The 18,726-nt window shown below is 45.8% G+C and carries 14 protein-coding genes and 6 tRNA genes; 12 read left to right on the top strand and 8 right to left on the bottom strand.

The features are described from left to right. Positions 1-144 (top strand): transposase (locus tag OGH69_RS01870; protein ID WP_265173098.1); only part of this gene is annotated, 144 nt, incomplete at its 5' end. A 163-nt stretch (positions 145-307) separates the two neighbouring features. Here OGH69_RS01870 and OGH69_RS01875 read toward each other — a convergent pair. From OGH69_RS01875 to OGH69_RS01900, 6 genes are all read right to left on the bottom strand, one after another. Further along, a complete protein-coding gene (locus tag OGH69_RS01875; RefSeq protein ID WP_265172743.1) occupies positions 308-745 on the bottom strand; it encodes a VOC family protein in 438 nt (145 codons plus the stop codon). Between the two features lie 35 nt (positions 746-780). Then, the gene (locus OGH69_RS01880; RefSeq protein WP_265172744.1) at positions 781-1,209 is read right to left on the bottom strand and encodes a DUF1801 domain-containing protein; all 429 of its coding nucleotides are present in this window, start codon (positions 1,207-1,209) and stop codon (positions 781-783) included. Between the two features lie 91 nt (positions 1,210-1,300). Further along, complete coding sequence (locus OGH69_RS01885) at positions 1,301-1,870, bottom strand: Crp/Fnr family transcriptional regulator (protein ID WP_265172745.1); 570 nt, start codon at positions 1,868-1,870, stop codon at positions 1,301-1,303. Between the two features lie 13 nt (positions 1,871-1,883). Further along, positions 1,884-2,453, bottom strand: a complete 570-nt coding sequence (locus OGH69_RS01890) for a Crp/Fnr family transcriptional regulator (protein WP_265172746.1) — start codon at positions 2,451-2,453, stop codon at positions 1,884-1,886. Positions 2,454-2,682: 229 nt separating this feature from the next. After that, a complete protein-coding gene (locus tag OGH69_RS01895; protein WP_265172747.1) occupies positions 2,683-5,052 on the bottom strand; it encodes a TonB-dependent receptor in 2,370 nt (789 codons plus the stop codon). 278 nt (positions 5,053-5,330) lie between these two features. Further along, positions 5,331-6,386 (bottom strand): helix-turn-helix transcriptional regulator, encoded by a 1,056-nt coding sequence (locus OGH69_RS01900; protein WP_265172748.1) that lies wholly within the window; start codon positions 6,384-6,386, stop codon positions 5,331-5,333. A gap of 273 nt (positions 6,387-6,659) precedes the next feature. Here OGH69_RS01900 and OGH69_RS01905 point away from each other — a divergent pair, with 273 nt between their 5' ends. The 10 genes from OGH69_RS01905 (at position 6,660) to OGH69_RS01950 (ending at position 13,108) form a co-directional block, all read left to right on the top strand. Further along, positions 6,660-8,081 (top strand): RtcB family protein, encoded by a 1,422-nt coding sequence (locus OGH69_RS01905; RefSeq protein ID WP_265172749.1) that lies wholly within the window; start codon positions 6,660-6,662, stop codon positions 8,079-8,081. Between the two features lie 1,307 nt (positions 8,082-9,388). After that, a tRNA-OTHER gene (locus tag OGH69_RS01910) sits at positions 9,389-9,461 on the top strand. Between the two features lie 22 nt (positions 9,462-9,483). After that, positions 9,484-9,555: transfer RNA gene (locus OGH69_RS01915), tRNA-Asp, on the top strand. A 5-nt stretch (positions 9,556-9,560) separates the two neighbouring features. After that, a tRNA-His gene (locus tag OGH69_RS01920) sits at positions 9,561-9,635 on the top strand. A gap of 13 nt (positions 9,636-9,648) precedes the next feature. Then, a tRNA-Thr gene (locus tag OGH69_RS01925) sits at positions 9,649-9,719 on the top strand. 287 nt (positions 9,720-10,006) lie between these two features. After that, positions 10,007-10,079, top strand: a tRNA-Leu gene (locus OGH69_RS01930). Positions 10,080-10,084: 5 nt separating this feature from the next. Continuing rightward, positions 10,085-10,158: transfer RNA gene (locus tag OGH69_RS01935), tRNA-Phe, on the top strand. A gap of 37 nt (positions 10,159-10,195) precedes the next feature. Continuing rightward, a complete protein-coding gene (locus OGH69_RS01940) occupies positions 10,196-10,516 on the top strand; it encodes a hypothetical protein (RefSeq protein WP_265172750.1) in 321 nt (106 codons plus the stop codon). Positions 10,517-11,331: 815 nt separating this feature from the next. Then, complete coding sequence (locus OGH69_RS01945) at positions 11,332-12,429, top strand: slipin family protein (RefSeq protein ID WP_265172751.1); 1,098 nt, start codon at positions 11,332-11,334, stop codon at positions 12,427-12,429. 127 nt (positions 12,430-12,556) lie between these two features. Continuing rightward, on the top strand, positions 12,557-13,108 hold the full coding sequence (locus OGH69_RS01950) for a 3'-5' exonuclease (RefSeq protein ID WP_265172752.1): 552 nt from the start codon (positions 12,557-12,559) through the stop codon (positions 13,106-13,108). A 72-nt stretch (positions 13,109-13,180) separates the two neighbouring features. Here OGH69_RS01950 and OGH69_RS01955 read toward each other — a convergent pair whose 3' ends face one another. Next, on the bottom strand, positions 13,181-14,272 hold the full coding sequence (locus OGH69_RS01955) for a mechanosensitive ion channel family protein (protein WP_265172753.1): 1,092 nt from the start codon (positions 14,270-14,272) through the stop codon (positions 13,181-13,183). A 344-nt stretch (positions 14,273-14,616) separates the two neighbouring features. Continuing rightward, positions 14,617-16,416: a glycoside hydrolase family 15 protein gene (locus OGH69_RS01960; protein WP_265172754.1), complete on the bottom strand. Its 1,800-nt coding sequence runs from the start codon at positions 16,414-16,416 to the stop codon at positions 14,617-14,619. An 80-nt stretch (positions 16,417-16,496) separates the two neighbouring features. Here OGH69_RS01960 and OGH69_RS01965 point away from each other — a divergent pair, with 80 nt between their 5' ends. After that, positions 16,497-18,704: a bifunctional alpha,alpha-trehalose-phosphate synthase (UDP-forming)/trehalose-phosphatase gene (locus OGH69_RS01965; RefSeq protein ID WP_265172755.1), complete on the top strand. Its 2,208-nt coding sequence runs from the start codon at positions 16,497-16,499 to the stop codon at positions 18,702-18,704. Positions 18,705-18,726 lie beyond the last annotated feature (22 nt).

Here is an 18,726-nt window from a genome sequence, read left to right on the forward strand (position 1 = left end):
CACGATGTAGAAACAGTCTTTGCACAGATAAAAAACAATAAAGGCTTCCGCAGGTATAACCTGCGCGGCAAAGCCAAGGCTGAAGTGGAAACAGCATTGCTTGCTATCGCCCACAACCTCAAAAAATGCCCTGCAAAAGGGTAATATTGCAGGGTTTTTATCTTTTTTAAAACGTATAACCTTTTATGGGCTAAAAAGGAGACTTTAAAATGTCAAAATCAGCATGCAAAGAAAAGTAAACTTAATTAAAATGAAAAAGGGGCTATCCTTTTGAGACAGCCCCTTTATTTTTATGCACTATTCAGGTTTATTTATCGTGGTTATTCTCATTAAAGCTCATCATCCAGTTGATGCCAAACTTATCAGTTAGCATCCCGAAGTAATCGCCCCAAAAAGTATTTTCCAAAGGCATCGTTACCTTTCCGCCCTCTGACAGTGCTTTGAAAATTGTATCGGCCTCATCTTTGCTATCGGCAGTAACTGAAACTGCAAAGTTATTGCCCTGTACAAACGACGGAGCCCAGTCGCCGCCTGTATCGCTGCCCATCAGTACTGATTTACCGATTGGGAGTGAAACGTGCATGATCTTGTTTTTATCTCCCTCAGGTACAGTGTAGTCATCGCTCGGAGGCATTTCGCCAAAACGTCCGATGTAGGTGAACTCGCCGCCGAACACGCTTTTGTAAAAGTTGAACGCCTGCTCACAGTCGCCGTTAAAGTTCAGGTAGGTGTTTGTTGTTGCCATAGTTTTTGTTTGTTTTGGTTGGTAAGTATCTTAGATTAATCGTTTACTGCATATTTTTCGCGCAGGTAGGCTATAGAGGCATCCATCAGTTTTTTTAGTTGGTTAATATCAATGTTCGAAAGTTTTTTTACGTAAATGCAGGCTTTTCCCATTTTAAATTTCCCCAGGCCTTCCAGCAGGTGTTCGTGCTCTTGCAGCCCTGTAAATACATACAGTGATATAGCCGATTTTCGTGGAGAAAACCCGGCTATTGGCATTGCCCCGCCATGGCCGCTATCGTACTTGTAGTCATACCTGCCAAAGCCCACAATGCTCGGCCCCCACATTTTTGCCGGATGCCCGGTGTGCTCCTGCATGATTTTTATCAGCTCAAAGCTGTCCTGTTTCTTCTGTTCGGTATCGGCAAAGGAATTGATGAACTCTTCTACATTTGCCTCGCTTGCTTTGGTTTTTATTTCTGCCATGGTAAAATGTAATTATGGATAGCTAAGTTAATTAAAAACTCGGAATACCATTTTGTCAATTTATGAAGAACATTTTCCCGGCAGTATTTTGCTAAAAAATCTTTCTCTTTATTCTGCTTAGTGTCTCCGGCTGGATTCCCAGGTAGCTGGCAATGTAGTGCTGCGGGATTTCGGCAATGATTTCAGGGCGTTCCTTAAAAAGCTTTAGGTAGCGCTCTCTGGGCTGGTCATAGATGAGGCTTAGCTGGCGCTTTTTGCTTCGCAGCAGTAGTATCTCATAAAGCTTAAAGAAAACGTTAAGCAGGTTAGGGTAGCGAACAATAAGGGCTTCGAGTTCGTCAATAGATATTTCATAGCATTCGGTATCCCGTAAAGCCTGAAGGTTCATGGCGGTAGGAACTTTTTCCCGTAGTGAAAAAATATCAGTCATTATGAAGGGCGCAAAATGGAATCCCGAAGTTATTTCGCGGCCTTCATTCATATAGTAGCTCCTCATCACTCCATGATCCAGGTAGTAAATATGCTTAACCAGATGGCCTTCGGTAAAAATATGGTTCATGCGCTTTACCTGCATGGGGCGGAATAGCAAGGCATAGGCTTCAAATTCCTCATCGGTAAGCGTGGCCATTGTTGCGGTAAAGGTTTTAAGGCGTTCTTTCATAAAAAAGGAAACGTTAAAATATTCGTTTGCGTATACGGCTAAGCGTTTCGGGCTGTATGCCGAGGAAACTTGCAATGTAATGCTGCGGAATTTCGGCAATTACATTGGGGCGTTCCTTAAACAGGTTCACATAGCGTTCGGTAGGGGTGTCGTATATGAAGGAGATCTGCCGCTTTATGCTCAGCCGGAATAAATGCTCATACATCTTAAAGAAGACCTTTAGCAGGTCTGGATTTTGGAAAGCCAATTCCTCAATTTCAGCAAAATCCACCTCATAGCATTCCGAATCTTTTATGGCCTGTACGTTCATCAGGGTGGGAACATTATCCCGCACTGAGAACAGGTCGGTCATCATATAGGGACTGAAGAAAAAATTGCACGTATGCTCCACACCCTCTTTCAGGTAATACCCCCGCAACACCCCGGTATTTACATAATACAGCTTGTTTACATTGTCGCCTTCGCGGAAGAGATGGTCCAGCCTGCGCACGTTTACAAGCCGGAACAAATCGGCATACCGGTTAAAATCCTCGTCGGACAGCGGTGCAAATTGGGTGGTAAATGCCTTTAATGCTTCTCTCATAATGATGGTAATTAACGGTTAAGATAACACTTATTATCATACGCGCCTGAAATTCAAATTTGGTTATGATTATAGCTCAAATGCGACACTTTTTTGGTGTAGCGACGTTGCATTGCAACGTCGCTATGGATATAAGAACATCTCGATTAGGGATCAAAATTTTTAAATTCGTGTAGATCCGTCCAAATCTGCGTCATTCGCAGCCTGTCCAGCTTTAGCAGGGTCCCATTTAAAACTGGACCTTATACCCAAAATCAGGAAAAAAACCTATCTGGTCTACCTGGTCTACCCGATTGGTAAGCCGGTTGTACTCACGTGCGAAGACGTTCTCGTTATTCGTCACGTTTTGCAGATCGATGTAAAACTGGTGCGATACCTTTTTGCGGCTGCTGTTCAGCTTCATGCCAAATTTCAGGTCCATACGAAAATACGCATCATACTGTTGGCTGAAAGCTTTATCATCCTGTAAAATTTCATAGCCCGCTGCCTGGCTTGCCTGAAGGTCTACCGGTGTGTAGTGCCTCCCACCTGCAGTGCTGAGGCGCGAATCGACAAATATAACATTCCTGCCGCTGCCCACCTTAAACTCTTTCCCGCCAAGGATGTTGAACACATAACCGTTATTGAATGGCGAATCGCGCTCTATGCCATCGCTGCCGGTGTATTTGGCTTCAAACAACGAACCCGTTGCAAGGCCGTACCATCCGTCTGACAGGAATTTTTCTACGGTCAGTTCGAGTCCCATATTGTGACCCGTGCCTTTGCTCACCAATCCGAATTTATCAATGCTGAAACCGAAATCTGCTCCTTCGGTCAGTGAGGAATAGCTGCCAGGTGTCGCTTCAACAGCGGCACGGCTGATGTCCTGGTAGTAGGCTTCGATCTTGGTACGCCATCCGTTGCCGGGCCGGAAATCATACCCCACTACATAGTGGTTGCTGCGTACCAGGTCTAGGTCACGGTTGGTCTGTACCAAGTTGCCGCCAATGTTTTCGTTAAGGAAGAGCAGGGGAGCAGCCACATTCTGGTGGTGCAGGCCGTAGCCAAAGCTAATGCTGTGCGATGGCGTCATGGTCCAGGTGAGTGAAGCGCGGGGTTCAGCAACGAATTCCTCATTGAGGGAGAAATACTGCGCGTGCAACCCGGCATTCAGCACAAGGCTTTCCACCAGGCGGAACTGTCCCTGCGCATAGGGCTGGAATACGGTGTAATTGTCATCGGTATCGATGAGGTTTACAAAATCCTCATAGCCGTCACCGTCATTGTCGGCCTGCCTTTCGCGTGAGGACAGCTCGGCGCGAAGACTGTACTGTTCCAGCATCACGCCGCTGCGCAGGGTAAAGCGGTTGCTGAATTTGGCATTGTAAACCGAAGAGATGGTAAACCGGGTTTCGTTATTGTCCACATCGGCATAGGGAAGGGGATTGGCCTCTGGTGTGCCGTAATTGAAAATGCGTTCCTGCTCCACGGTATTGCCGCTGAACGAGCCTCCTATGCTGGTCTTTACAGAAGAAAAATCGTTGAGGGCAACTGAGTGTGTCAGTCCTAATACGCCGAATTGCGATACCACATCCATGTTCTCATCTTTCGCTGCAAAAAGGTCGTCCTCATCTACCTCATTACCCCTGAAGTCGATGTAGGAACGTGCGGCTATGCCAAAGAGCGAAAAGCTGCCAATCTTTGTCTTTCCAAAATCAATGTTGAAAGAGAAGTCGGCATAGTTGGGTTGCGCGCTCGTACCGCCCGCGCCTACAGTGCCCGCAAGGCCGTACCTTCCGTTCACCAGGAACGATCCCTCTTTGCCCATCGGCCCTTCCGCCATGGCTTCGGCACCGCTGAAGGCGCCCGCGGCAAGAGTGTATTCATAATTGTCGCTGTTCCCCTTCCGGAAGGCAATGTCGAAAACCCCGCCCAGTGCATTGCCATACTCTGCCGGAAAGGCTGAGGTGATGAAGTCGGAGTTGGCCATCATGTTGGCATTCAGCGCCGATACAGGGCTTCCTGTTGTGCCCAGCGATGCAAAGTGGTTGGGGTTGGGCACAGGTATGCCCTCAATGCGCCACAGCAGGCCGGTAGGGGAGTTGCCGCGCACCACAATGTCATTACGGCTGTCATCGGGGGCAGATACGCCGGCAAAGTTGGTCGCAAGCCGTGCCACGTCGCTCCGCCCGCCTGCATATTTGGTGATTTCCTCCACGCTTACCTGTCGTGCGCTAACGGCGGCCAGCTTGTTACGCGGTTTGTCCTTGGATGGCCCGGCGGTCAGTACCACTTCATCCAGGGTGTTGTAGCTTTCGGCCATGCGCACATCGGCAGGAACATCCTTTCCGCTTACTACATCGATGTCCGCCAGCAGGAATGTTTCATAACCCATATACCTTACTTTCAGGCTTACACGCCCTACAGGCAGGTTGTCCAGGCGGTAGTCGCCATTGGCGTTGCTCGTTGCGGTAACGGTGCTGTCGGCAAGGAAAATTACGGTCGCACCCTCAAGCGGCTGGTCGGTAATGTTGTCGGTAATACGGCCGCGGATAGCCCCGGTTTGAGCCAATGCGCCTACTCCGGAAAACACCAGTAAGATAAAAAGGAATTTCTTCATAATGAGAGATTTTTGATTGATATCGCAAATCTATCAGCGGAACAAAGTTACGGACGTTGACTTTTGTCAATAAATTTTAGTGTATAAAAAAATGTAATTCAGACCTCACCCCCCGGCCACCTCTCCGAAGGAGAGGGGAGCCACTCATACGTAACTAAGATTCTGCTGCATGAGTGTAGCTGCTCACCTCTCCTTTGGAGAGGGGCTGGGGGTGAGGTTTATTAGGCAGGAGTGTTACGCCCCGTCACCTTCCCCTTGTGGGAGGGCCGGGGAGGGGACTAACCCTGCTCCCTCTCCCCTTCACAAAGTGGAGCCGCGATTGCTTCTTCGTATCCCTTCAACGCATCTTCCAGCTTTTTTTTAATGCGCCTTTTCAGGTCGTGGGGGGCGAGTACTTTCAGGCCTTCGCCAAAGCCTATCAGCAGGCGCTCCAACTCATAATTCCGTTTGACGTGCAACGATACGACAACGCTGCCGTCATCATTTTGCTGTTCCAGTACCTGCGAGGGATGAAAAGGCTTCGTCAGTACATAAGGCGCATTGTGGCAGTCAATCCAAAGCTCGACCTTTTGGGTTGGCATCCCCTGGTTTACCGTAATGCCCACCACGTTTTTATAAAATACTTCGGCATCAAAATCTTCGTCGATGTAAGGTGTCCTGAAATCAAAGTCAATGGCGATGATCCTGTCGAGCGCGAGGTTTGTTATGTTGCGTGCCCTTATCTTCCGGCCAACCAGGAACCAACGGTTATTGAATTCCTTTAGAATAAAAGGCGTGAAAATGAATTTGTTTTCGACGGTTGAGGTAAACGACCGGTAGGTTATGACCAGCACCACCTTTTTCACAATGGCCTGGTAAAGGGTATCGAGGAAGTGCAGGCCTTTCAGGTTCTCATTCTTATCCAGGTAAATAACCGGGCGGGTGTGCGATTTTTCGGCATAGATCTTATCCTCGAGCCGCTGGAGAATGTCCGACACATCGCTGAAAAGCGAAAAATCCTTGAACTGCTTGAGCATCGACACGGTTTCGGTCAGTACATTGATGTCGGTTTCCGTTAGCGGGATGTCGGTTATGGAATAGTCGTCGTCATCATATTTATAGTACTTCTTATCATATACTACGATGGGTGCATTATACCCCAATTTTTCGCTGCGCATCAGCTGTATGTCGAGCTGCGTGGTGCGTTTGCTCACGGGGTTTTCCTTACCTTCATATTCAAACAGGGCATCGGAGCACGCATCCATCAGGTCTTCCAGAGTCCATTGGCGGTAGCGGTTTTGCAGGCATTTATCGATGGCTTTATAGCGTATGAGGGCATTTTTGTTTTGTGCCATTTGGAGGGCTTTGTTTAAAATTTTAATTTTAACCACATAGGTACATAGGATTATAGTAGTACATGATTCTAAAACAGGTAGTCAAACATAGTGAAGCGAAGCTTCAGGCTTTGTGTCCTTTACTGACACTTTTTAACCATGCCAATAGCTATGTATCTATGTGGTTAAAATAATTTCTGAGGTTTGATTATCCAAAAATAAAATTTCTTTTTTACTGCGCAAAATAATTGCGCAGCTGGGTTTGCATCTTTGTACCATCAAAATAAAACAACCATGAGTACAATGATCAACGGAAGCGACCTGTTAGCTATAGGTTATTCAGAAGGGAAAATTTTAGGCCTTGCACTGCGTATCAACCGCGGAAGGAACGGCTACACCCGCGAGCAGATGATGCAGCACTATGCGGCGATATTGGCCAACCCCGAAAGCTATGTTGGCGACCGCGTGTTCGGGAAGCTGGCAGCGTTAATGATTGAAAAGGCCAACGAGAAGCCGGAAGATTTTATCGCATTAAATGAAAGCCCTGTAGCTTTCTCAGCGTATGGCCTTGACCATATTGAAGAAGGCGCGCTAAAGCAAATGAGGACTGCCATGCAGCTACCCGTAACGGTTGCCGGTGCGTTGATGCCCGACGCCCACCAGGGGTACGGCCTGCCGATAGGCGGGGTATTGGCAACACGAAACGCAATCATTCCGTATGGTGTGGGTGTGGACATTGGGTGCAGGATGGCGCTTTCGGTATACGATATTACTGAGGATTATTTTTACCAGAACCACGATATTTTTAAAAGAGAGCTGATGGAGCACACCAAGTTTGGTGCGGGCCACGGATTCAGCGGACAATATAAATCGGAGCACGCTGTACTGGACAGCAGGGATTTTGATACCAACCCGTTAACCAAAAGCCTGAAAGACAAAGCCTGGTCACAACTGGGTTCGTCGGGTGGCGGTAACCACTTTGTGGAATTCGGGATCCTTGAGTTTGAAAAGGACGATGCGGCACTGAACATCCCTAAAGGGAAGTACGTGGCCTTGCTGACACACTCGGGTTCGAGGGGATTCGGCGCTACCATCGCCGGGCATTATACCAAAATGGCAAAGGCAGTTTGTAAATTACCGGATGTCGCCAGTAACCTTGCCTACCTCGACATGTCGTCTGAACTGGGGCAGGAATACTGGATCGCGATGAACCTTGCGGGCGATTATGCTTCGGCGTGCCACGAGGTGATCCACAACAAGCTGCAAAAGGCGCTGGGCGCTACTGTGCTGGCCAAAGTGGAGAACCACCATAACTTCGCCTGGAAGGAAATGCATAACGGCGAGGAGGTCATCGTCCATCGAAAAGGGGCAACTCCTGCAGGTAAGGGCGTGATGGGTATCATTCCGGGAAGTATGACGGCACCGGGATTCCTGGTGAGGGGTAAAGGCGAGGAGAATGCCATCAATTCGGCATCGCACGGCGCGGGAAGGCAGATGAGCCGTACCCAGGCCGAGAAGACCATTACCCAAACGCAGATGCACAACATCCTTGCCGACCACGGCGTAACCCTGATAGGCGCGGGCCTTGACGAAGCGCCGATGGCTTATAAGGACATCAATGTGGTAATGGCCTCGCAGCAGGAGCTGGTGGATGTGGTAGCGAAATTCACCCCGAAGATGGTGAGAATGGCGGATGACGGGAGCAGGGAGGATTGATAATACTTAATGTAGTTGATGAAGATATTCTTCTTTTGTCTTGAAACAAAAGAAGCAAAAATTCAAGGCTCCAAATATTTCACTTAAAATCTACGGCAAAGCTTCTGCCATCGCGACCCAAGCCGCTTGAACAAAGTTCTTCGCTCGTGGGTCACTCTCCACCGGCCGGCGCTGAACCTTCGCCTTGATTTTTACGTGAAATATTTAAGGCCAAGCTTCACTCAGATGCACTTACTCATGTTTTAAAACGATGATTTGCAGCACGAGTCTTACGTCCCGTCACCCTCCCCTTTGGGGAGGGCCGGGGAGGGGACTGGCCGGCATGAGTGTAGCTGCTCCCCTCTCCTTTGGAGAGGGGCTGGGGGTGAGGTCTATAACGGTTAGCTCAAAAAAACCTCGTCAATTAAAATATTTTCCTACTTTTGCACCGCAATGAGAAACAATTTTTTACATACAAGCCTGTCTTTTGGACAAATAAGCGAGCGCAAAGACGGATATCTTCCGGCCACGCGTTACGGATGCGGCATGTATTGTAGATTTTTGGAGCAGAATTTATAGTCCCAACTTACAATAATTACATGAAAGCGTCCTGGTTACAGGGCGCTTTTTTTGTTTAAAGGCTTATGAACAGAACGAAAAACAATAACAAACGAAAAAAAATAAAAAATAAACCATCTCAATGTTTAATGCATAAATGCAATAGCGAAATATAACATTGGAAAGTAATTGGATGAGAGACAGTCATTTGATGCCAACCGGGAAATCTGCAGGAGTGCGGACAGGATTTGTTTTGCCTGAAAATAAAACATAAGTAATTGATAATCAACAAATTAATTTAAAATTTATTTGCACGATAAAAATATTTGACATTATCTTTGCCACAGAAAATCAGGAGATACTGATAAGCGTTTAAATAATAAATAAAAGCAATAATGCGTCATTATAACAACATAATAGATTTAAAAGACCTTAGCCTGGATGGGCATAAAGGATTTGGAAAGCCGGGCTTCGATCCGGACAAGATAAGCAGGTGCAATCACACGTGACATAGGATATCTATATCTTATAGCATTATGAAGCACCTTTTACGGGTGCTTTTTTTATGCCCAAAAATTACTAACCGTTTGAAAATTATTTAACCACATAGGTACATAGGGTTTCTATCACTCACTAATTATTGAGGATAAGGGTACATAATCACACACAGTGAAGCGAAGCTTCAGGCTCTGTGAACTTAATTTGGCCTTGTGGCCGGCATCTGACAGCTATGTATCTATGTGGTTAAAATTAATGGCTGTTAACTTAATGATCTAGTAGCTTAACCAGGTAGAGCAGCCCGCCGCGGCGGGAAGGTTGCAGGTTCAACTCCTGCCGGGATCACTTACGTTCTTAGAAAGGAACAGGCTCATTGGGGTAATGGCTATCCTTCCCGGCTGTCTCCCGGGAGATACGGGTTCAATTCCCGTATGAGCCGCACATGGTGCTTTTAGTTTAAGCGGTAAAATCCCGGATTGTGGTTCCGGAGTTCGCGGGTTCGATTCCCCGAAAGCACCCAAATTTATTGAATCCGGGAAGATAACGGTGGCTGCGTCCCGCTTGTGGGCGGGAAGGCCGCAGGTTCGAATCCTGCTTCCCGGACAAAACGGAAGTACGCCAAAGTTGGAGCGTTGGGGCAGACTGTAAATTTTGCCAGGATTTGTTTAACCAGATAGGTACATAGTTTTTGACGGATGCTATAGTGTGTAACGTAGTCACACAGAGCCTGAAGCTTCGCTTCACTATGTTTGCCTATATCCATTTAGAATGGATCACAAATGCTATGAAGCCTATGTTTCTATGTGGTTAAATAAATTTTAAGGCAGTTATTAAATCTGTCGTTGTTAGTTGTACCTAGCAGGTTCGAATCCTGTTACTTCCACAAAATTGCAGGAGTGGCGGAATGGAAGACGCGGCTGATTCAGGGTCAGTATTTTGGGAGTTCGACTCTCCCTTCCTGTACAAAAGGAACAGTGGTGTACAAGGTGTTGCACGCTTGTTTGAAGCACAAGAGGCATCCGTTCGATTCGGGTCTGTTCCACAAAAACAATGAAGTTTAATTTTAAAAACAAGAAACCATGAGACAGGACATTTTAAAGCGATTTTTGACCAATACCGATGAAACAGGGCGCTTCCTGATGAAGTCGCGCTACACGGGCATCATCTATTTTGTTGAGCCTGTCTACAATGGCAAGACCCCGGAATGGGGCGATGTAGACCCGGCCACGAAAAAGCTGACGGGCAATTACGGCTCCAAATATACGGGCGCGGTCACTAAGAAAGAGTCCCTGATAACCGAAGAAAACGGCTTTACCAACATAGGCTATTTCAAGGGCAGCCCCTTTGGGGCGATAGAGATGCGGGACCGTGAGCACCAGAAAAGGATGGGGCTTTTGTAAATAATTTTTACTGCGCAGAATAGTTGCGTACAAAGGAATGAACCTTTGTAGCATAAATACGAAACAGTAAATTAAAATATCAGGCGGGTCGTGTTGGGTGTTTCTGTATAACACTATTGCAGGATGCCTTGCCCGAAAGGGTATCGGGCGTTCCTGTCCAACCCGGCCTGAAGGTTTCCGGGAGGTTTTCCAAATAACGCCCCACCATAGGATCTATGGGTCGCGGGTTCGACTCCCGTTCACATCTCAAAAGTGTGATAGCTCAGTTGGTAGAGCAATAGACAAAATCAGGTTCGATTCCTGTACCGTTTTACGGTGACAATTGGATGTCAGTCACACTTCCACGTGTGATCAGGAGCAGCATAAGCTCTTTAAAGAAATGCACCTTGGAAAATAGGGTTGCGGCTGTCGGCCAAGCACTTTACTGTGTAAGGCACTATTGGAGAGGCCAGCAAAAACAGCCGGGATCTTTGGCGAAGGCCAGGGCCAAAGGCAGGAGGGGAGCAGGAGTGCCTGTTCTTTCGGAATGCACAACGCAATGGCCGGGACTGGGGAGCAGGTTGTTTTTCCGCCTGTCCGGGAGGAGGGCCGCAGCTTGTTTTCCTTTTAAAAATAATGTTGAATCAATTAACGGCTAATTATTTAACCACATTGATACATAGGATTAATAGTAGAGAAATTAGAGGGAACATATTTGCACATAGATGAAGCAACGCTTCATGCTTTGTGTCACTTATCCCTAATCCTTGGAAATATATAAGGGCTATGTCCCTATGTGGTTAAAATTTAGGCGGTTGCTAAAAAAAATAGAAATTATGTTCAGAAAATTACTAATTAAGGCATACCAGGTAGGACTGGTATTTAAAAACAGGAAATTGATCGAAGTGTTGCAGGAAGGCGACTACTGGATCTGGGGAAATATGGACGTGCTCATTTACGACATGGCGCTGCCTTTTACACCTTCCATTGAGCTCAACGTGCTGTTGCAGAACGAAAAGCTGGCTGCGATGCTGGAAGTGGTTGAGGTAGCCGACAACGAGATCGTGCTGCAGTTTGTAAACGGCAACTTTAAGGAAGTGCTTACGGCAGGGCGTTATGCGTTCTGGAAAGGGTTCGTCAACTACGGCTTTGTCAGGGCCGGCCTTTCCAAAGCTGAGATCACCGAGGGCATTGCGGTGGCGCACCTTGAAAACATCAGGATCAGGCCTTATGTGAGGAAATTCCAGGTGCAGGCGTTTGAAAAGGGGTTGCTGTACATCAACGGCGCTTTTGCAAAGGAGCTTGGTGCGGGTACGCACTACTTTTGGAACAACGCCATCTCTGTGGAGGTGAAGACGGCCGACATGAGGCAGCAGCAACTGGAAATTGCCGGGCAGGAATTGCTGACCAAAGATAAGGCGGCGGTGCGTATCAACTTCTTTGTGAGGTATAAAGTTACCGACATCGTGAAGGCGGTGGAGGACAACAAAGACTTCGAAAAGCAGCTGCATGTAGCGATGCAGCTGGCATTGAGGGCCTTTGTTGGAGGATATACGCTTGACGAACTGCTTGGCAGGAAGGATGCCGTGGCGCAGGAGATACTGGCCAATGCCGAAGGGAAAATCGAAGGCCTGGGCATCGCGGTTTCCGATGCCGGCATCAGGGACATCATCCTGCCCGGAGACATGAAGGAAATCATGAACCAGGTGCTTGTGGCCGAGAAGAAGGCACAGGCCAACAGCATCATGAGGCGTGAAGAGACGGCAGCGACCCGCAGCCTCCTGAACACAGCAAAGCTGATGGAGGAAAACGAAATGCTGTGGAAATTGAAAGAGATGGAATACGTTGAAAAGATTGCCGACAGGATTGGGGAAATCACCGTGTCCGGCGGCGGAAACATCGTAGGCCAGCTTAAAGAACTATTTTTTAAATAATGTAAAAAGCAGCTGAGTGCAGAAATTTTTTTAGGTGCACCCTAAAATCATATTGATTATACCCCTAAAATCATCATGGGGGACCTCAAAAGCCTGCATGCGGCTGCTTTAAAATACCCTAAAAACAATGAAAATAACACATAAAATCATCATCATCGACCTCGAAGCCACGTGCTGGAAAAATGAGGTCCCGCCGAAAGGCCAGGAGAGCGAAATCATAGAGATCGGCCTCAGCGTACTGAATACCGAAACCGGTGAAATCACCCAAAATCAGGGCATATTGGTAAAGCCCACCCGCTCGGAGGTCAGCCCGTTTTGCACGGAACTAACGACTATTACACAACAACTGCTTGATGAGCAGGGTGTTTCGTTTGAAGAAGCCATTGAAATGGTCGCCGACCAGTATGACCCTAAGGAGCATACCTGGGCAAGTTACGGCCAGTATGACCTGAACATGCTGCGCAGGCAGTGCCGTAACCGCAATATCCCGTACCCGATGGGGGAGGACCACATCAACGTGAAGACGTTCTTTACACAGGTGCGGGGCTTAGCGCGGCCTACAGGCATGAACGGCGCGCTCAACATACTGAATATCCCGCTGGAAGGCACCCACCACCGCGGCGTGGACGATGCGAAGAACATCGCTAAAGTGCTGAACTGGTGCGTACAGAACTATTAAATGCGGTTTTTTGGATTTGAATTGGGAAGCGGCTGTCCGGAAGGATGGCCGTTTTTCATTTATAGAATGTTGTTAATCAGTTGGTTGTTGGTTTATTCCGGTTAGTTTCAGTTCGGAGCTTTTATCCATAATGATGGTTTGGGTTGGGTAGGCAAAATCGATGCTTTCCTTTTCGAATGCGGCAAAAATGTCGAGGTAAACCGCCTGCTGGTTGTCCATGTAGGTGTTATAATCAGGGTCGGTTACATAATACACAAACTCGAAATTGAGGCTTGAATCGCCATAACCTGAAAAGTGCCCCCTGTCAAACTGAAGCTGTGGCTTACTTTCTATTATTTCTTTAACCATTCCGGGTATCTTAGCCAATTGACTGTGAGTGGTTTGGTAGGTTACCCCCAGTGAAAACACAATCCTCCGTCTTTCCATGCGCTTGTAGTTGCGCAGCCTGGAGTTGGTAAGGTCGGTATTGGAACATATTAGCTGCTCACCGCTAAGGGTACGTATTCTTGTAGTCTTGATACCGATATATTCAATGATTCCATTGTCATTGTTGAGGGTAACAAAGTCCCCTATTTCAAACGGCCGGTCAAAAAAGATGACGAAATAGCTGAAGAGATCGCCCAGTACTGCCTGCGCCGCCAGCGCTATTGCGATACCACCAACTCCCAACCCGGCAATGAGTGTGGTTACATTATAGCCAAGATTATCGATAAGGAAGATGATTCCGCACATCCAAATGATGATATTGATGATAGCAATCAGGCCACCGGCCTGTTTTAGCTTGCTTTCACTGTCTTCGCCATGGTCTATGAAGGAATACACGAACTTTTTGAAAGCTGCGCTTATGATTTTGAGTACAAAAAAGGTAATGCTGACCAGGTAGGCAATGTGGATGATCTTGTCTGCTGTAGGATTGAATTTAAGTGTAAGCAGCGAAAAATAGACAGCACTGATGTAAAGCATTGGCAACACTGATTTTTCAATGATCTCCAGAATGAAATTATCCCAGGTAGTTACTGTCCTGAGTGCCCATTTTTTGAGCCTTTTTATGACATAAAATTTAACTATTTTAAGAAGTATAATGGCCGCAGCAATAATCCCTGCCGCTATAATCCATTGTAAAACAGTATTGTTTAGAAATGTTGTTTGTAAAATGTTGTCCATGCTTAATTTTCCTTAAATGAAAGCACTCAGAAGGAAAGAAGGTATTTAAAACGAAGTAAACTTATCTTTGGCTGTGGGGTTTAGGATGAGAAAATTTCATAAACCAAAGATGCAGCAATAACGAATTATGTACACTCCCATTACATCCTGAATGTGTGCTGATAATCTGTATTTTCAAAAATAGTCATTCAAAAGACCGTATCCAAGCCATCCCTGAAAAAAGCCTTATTTTTAAGACTATTTAACCATTTCGAAACATTGTAATACCATGGAGTTTTAATTGCAGGACTTTGGAAAACGGGTGCGGGGCAATGTAAATTTTATGAATATTAGTTTGCCGGATTTTACCTTAAAGCATCGCGTACAGATTCCTCTTCTGTTATGAATGACAGATTAATAGCGGTTTCAATCAAAGCCAGGTGCGAATAGGCTTGTGGGAAATTACCCAATAGCCTCTTAGTCTCAAAATCAATATCTTCACTGAAGAGGCCCAGGTGGTTGCTGTATGAGAGCAGCTGTGCAAACAGGGTTTCTGCTTTTTTCTTTTCCCCGATTTTAAACAGGCTGTTGATGAACCAAAAAGTACAAATTGTAAATGAAGAAGTAGGCAGGCCAAAGTCGTCCTTGTTCTTATATCGGTACAGCAGGCCATTGTGGCTCAGTTCTTTATCTATTGCTTTGACGGTCAAAACATATCGTGGATCCATAGCTTCGATAAATCCATAGTTTTCCATTAACAGGACTGACGCATCAAGGTCGGATGAACCATACGATTGGGTAAAGGCTTGTACTTCCTCATTCCATGCATTTTCTAATATATCTTCACGGATGGCCTTAGCTATAGTCTCCCATTTGTCAGCTTTGTTGTTTTTGCCAAAGATGCGGGCTACTTTTATGGCCCTGTCTATGGCCGTCCAGCACAACACTTTTGAAAATGTGAAATGGCGCTCTTCGGTACGGAACTCCCAAATTCCCTTATCGGGCTCCTGCCAATGGCGCTCTACCACCCATACAATACCTTTTGTGATGTTCCATAGCTCTTCTCCGTTTTCGATATCATTGCTAAAATGTGTTAGCTGTTGGTAAATAACGTCCATCAGGATGCCATAAATGTCGTTTTGGCGTTGAGAATAGGCTGCGTTTCCAATGCGTACAGGTTTAGAACCCATATATCCTGATAAATGATCCAGTGTTTCTTCTGTAAGCTGCTTTTCACCATTAATGCCATACATGATCTGGAGTTTTTCATCTTTATCAGGCACCAGGTTGATAATGAAGCGAAGGTAGTCTTTCGCCATTTCATTGTGTCCAAGTTCATGTACTACTTTCACAACCATTGAGGCATCGCGTATCCAGCAGAAACGATAGTCCCAGTTACGTACCTCTCCAATTGTTTCCGGCAGCGAAGTTGTAGCTGCTGCCAGCACAGCGCCAGTTTTTTCATAGCACAATAGCTTTAATGTAATGGCGCTACGGGCTATCTGTGAATTATATTTCCTATATGATGTGGTTCGGTCACTCCAGTCGAGCCAATAGGTTTTAGTGCGTTCATATTCCAGTCTCACTTTATGGAGGCTAGGCAGAAATATTTTTTCATTATACCCCAAAACGATAAAGCTGTCATCTTCGAGCAGTATTTCTTCACCTTTCTTAATGGCCTCCTTAGACAAACCGGTGTAGAGAAACAATGAGTCAAATTTTGTAGTATTTGTAACACTTACTATAAATTCATTCTTTACATAACTTTGTGTTTCATCCTGGGCGTACTCAAGCTTTGGGTCATAATGGATGCTGAAGCGGGGATGGCCTGAAATTTTCCTGATATACCTGATGATTTCGGGAGGGGAGTGGTATTTGCCATTGTCTTTGCGGTAACGGGGCATAAAGTCTATTACTTCGAAAGCGTTCCTGCCATTATTAAAAGTAGTAGACATAATAGCAGTATTGTCAAGATATTGTTGGTTTATCACATAATCGTCAGCTACAATTATGTTAAAACGACCGCCTTTTTTTTCGTCAAGTATGCTTGCAAAAATGGAGGGAGAATCAAATTCAGGGAGGCAGCACCAATCAATAGATCCTTTGTCAGATATTAATGCCGCGCTTCGGCAATTGCCTATTATGCCGTAATTCAAATTAATCATAAAGTCCTGTTTTGGATAGGTTTTGGCTTCTATTTTTTTTAAATTTACAAAAAGCATCTTACTAATCCAAAACACTTTTGATGAATAAAACAATAATAGTATCTAACAGATTGCCTATTGACCTACAATTAAACAACAACGAATTGCAAGTAAAAGCCAGTGTGGGCGGGCTTGCCACAGGGATGAAGTCAGTACATGCCGAAGGTAACGGCATATGGATAGGCTGGGCCGGGCTTACTGAAGAACAAATTGGCCCTGGGCTTGCTGAAAGTGTAGATTCCGCATTGTCTAATGAAAAGTGTGTACGCGTTCCGTTAACGGCACAGGACATTGAAAACTATTATTATGGATTTAGTAATAAAGCCTTATGGCCTTTGTTTCATTATTTTCAGGCGTATACCGAATTTGAGCTGGCAGATTGGGAGTCATATCGTGAGGTGAATCAAAAATTTGCGGATGTTGTACTACGGCATGCCAATGAGGGAGACACGGTTTGGGTGCACGACTATCAGTTGCTATTGCTGCCGAAGCTTCTTCGCGAAAAAAGGCCTGACCTTATTGTTGGCTTTTTCCTCCATATACCTTTTCCCTCCTACGAACTTTTCAGGACCTGCCCGTGGCGGGATGAATTGCTTCACGGTATGCTGGGAGCTGATTTAATAGGTTTTCATACTTATGATTATGTACGCCATTTCCTTTCATCGGCCAGCAGGCTGGCCGGCCTTGAAATACGGATTAATGAAATAACCTACGGAGAGAGGGTCATAAAGGCCGATTTTTTCCCGATGGGAATAGATTATAACCGCTTTCAGGAGGCCGCTAATCGACATTATTCACGTAAAGGAGAGTCAAAATCCGATTTGATGCGCAGTATTGAGCAGCACCATTCCTTTAATAATGATGCCCGGCTGGTGCTGTCCATTGACCGTATGGATTATACCAAAGGCATTCCTAACCGCATATTGGCGTTTGAGTATTTTCTCAATAAGTATCCCAAGTATAAAGAAAAGGTACGCCTTGTAATGCTTGCGGTGCCTTCAAGGGAAAACGTACCACAGTATCAAAAGCTAAAACGGGAAACAGATGAGCTTGTAGGCAGGATAAATGGTAAATTTGCCACGGTTAACTGGACTCCTATTTGGTATTTTTACCGTTCGATGCCGTTTGAAAACCTGATCGACTTGTATGTGAGTTCTCATGTCGCGATGATTACACCCATTCGCGATGGAATGAACCTTGTGGCTAAAGAATATGTGGCTACAAGAACTGAAGGCACAGGAGTACTGATATTGAGTGAAATGGCGGGGGCAGCGAAAGAAATGCACGATGCATTATTGGTAAATCCCAATAATTTTGAACAAATTGCGAATACACTCAACTATGCGCTGGAAATGCCTGCTGAAGAGCAAAAATTGAGACTTAAGTCGTTACAGGAACGTTTGTCGCGATACAATGTAGAACGTTGGGCCGATGCATTCCTGACATCGCTGGGAACAATAAAAGAGCATGTGCAGCCGTCATTGTCGGTCAAACTGGAGCAAAGCCATGCTGAGGCTATGAAGAAACAGTTCAATTCGGCTAAAAAAAGGTTGTTGCTGCTGGATTACGATGGTACTCTGGTTGGCTTTAAAAATCATCCTTCTGAAGCTATACCTGATGAGGAACTGTATTCTTTGCTTGACACATTTGCCGCTGATCCGGATACAGACCTTGTAATAATAAGTGGCAGGGATCGTAACACGATTAATACCTGGTTTGGCGGTAAAGATTATACATTGGTTACGGATCATGGTGTCTGGCTTCGAAGAAAAGGCAAAGAATGGGCAAGCCTTGAGCGGCTTAACAGTGAATGGAAAGAAAGTGTAAGGCCTATAATGGAGAGTTTTGCAGACAATACCCCGGGTACTTTTGTAGAAGAAAAAGACTTTTCACTGGCATGGCACTACAGGCGTGCGGATGCCGACCTGGCCGCATTCAGGACAATGGAGATTAAGCATGTGCTTACCGGATTGCTTGGAAACAATTCACTGTCTGTTCTGGAAGGAAATAAGGTAATCGAAGTAAAGAGCAGTAACATTAATAAGGGCCGGGCTACTGCCAGGCTTTTAGCTGATATAGGCTACGACTTTATTTTTGCCATTGGAGACGACTGGACAGATGAGTATATGTTTGAGGAGTTGCCAACTAATGCATGGACGATTAAGGTGGGCAGCAAGAAGACAGCTGCGAAATATTTTATAAAGGAAACGGATGAGGTGAGGGTGATACTTGCAAACCTAACTAAATAAAGCCGAAAAACCTGTACGGTTT

This window comes from Flavobacterium sp. MFBS3-15 (genome assembly GCF_026107645.2).
GTDB lineage: Bacteria > Bacteroidota > Bacteroidia > Flavobacteriales > Flavobacteriaceae > Flavobacterium.

What these genes read in the sequence shown, in the direction of transcription:
- OGH69_RS01875 (WP_265172743.1), bottom strand. Translation starts at nt 745, where the DNA reads ATGGCAACAACAAACACCTACCTGAACTTTAACGGCGACTGTGAGCAG.
- OGH69_RS01880 (WP_265172744.1), bottom strand. Translation starts at nt 1,209, where the DNA reads ATGGCAGAAATAAAAACCAAAGCAAGCGAGGCAAATGTAGAAGAGTTC.
- OGH69_RS01885 (WP_265172745.1), bottom strand. Translation starts at nt 1,870, where the DNA reads ATGAAAGAACGCCTTAAAACCTTTACCGCAACAATGGCCACGCTTACC.
- OGH69_RS01890 (WP_265172746.1), bottom strand. Translation starts at nt 2,453, where the DNA reads ATGAGAGAAGCATTAAAGGCATTTACCACCCAATTTGCACCGCTGTCC.
- OGH69_RS01895 (WP_265172747.1), bottom strand. Translation starts at nt 5,052, where the DNA reads ATGAAGAAATTCCTTTTTATCTTACTGGTGTTTTCCGGAGTAGGCGCA.
- OGH69_RS01900 (WP_265172748.1), bottom strand. Translation starts at nt 6,386, where the DNA reads ATGGCACAAAACAAAAATGCCCTCATACGCTATAAAGCCATCGATAAA.
- OGH69_RS01905 (WP_265172749.1), top strand. Translation starts at nt 6,660, where the DNA reads ATGAGTACAATGATCAACGGAAGCGACCTGTTAGCTATAGGTTATTCA.
- OGH69_RS01940 (WP_265172750.1), top strand. Translation starts at nt 10,196, where the DNA reads ATGAGACAGGACATTTTAAAGCGATTTTTGACCAATACCGATGAAACA.
- OGH69_RS01945 (WP_265172751.1), top strand. Translation starts at nt 11,332, where the DNA reads ATGTTCAGAAAATTACTAATTAAGGCATACCAGGTAGGACTGGTATTT.
- OGH69_RS01950 (WP_265172752.1), top strand. Translation starts at nt 12,557, where the DNA reads ATGAAAATAACACATAAAATCATCATCATCGACCTCGAAGCCACGTGC.
- OGH69_RS01955 (WP_265172753.1), bottom strand. Translation starts at nt 14,272, where the DNA reads ATGGACAACATTTTACAAACAACATTTCTAAACAATACTGTTTTACAA.
- OGH69_RS01960 (WP_265172754.1), bottom strand. Translation starts at nt 16,416, where the DNA reads ATGATTAATTTGAATTACGGCATAATAGGCAATTGCCGAAGCGCGGCA.
- OGH69_RS01965 (WP_265172755.1), top strand. Translation starts at nt 16,497, where the DNA reads ATGAATAAAACAATAATAGTATCTAACAGATTGCCTATTGACCTACAA.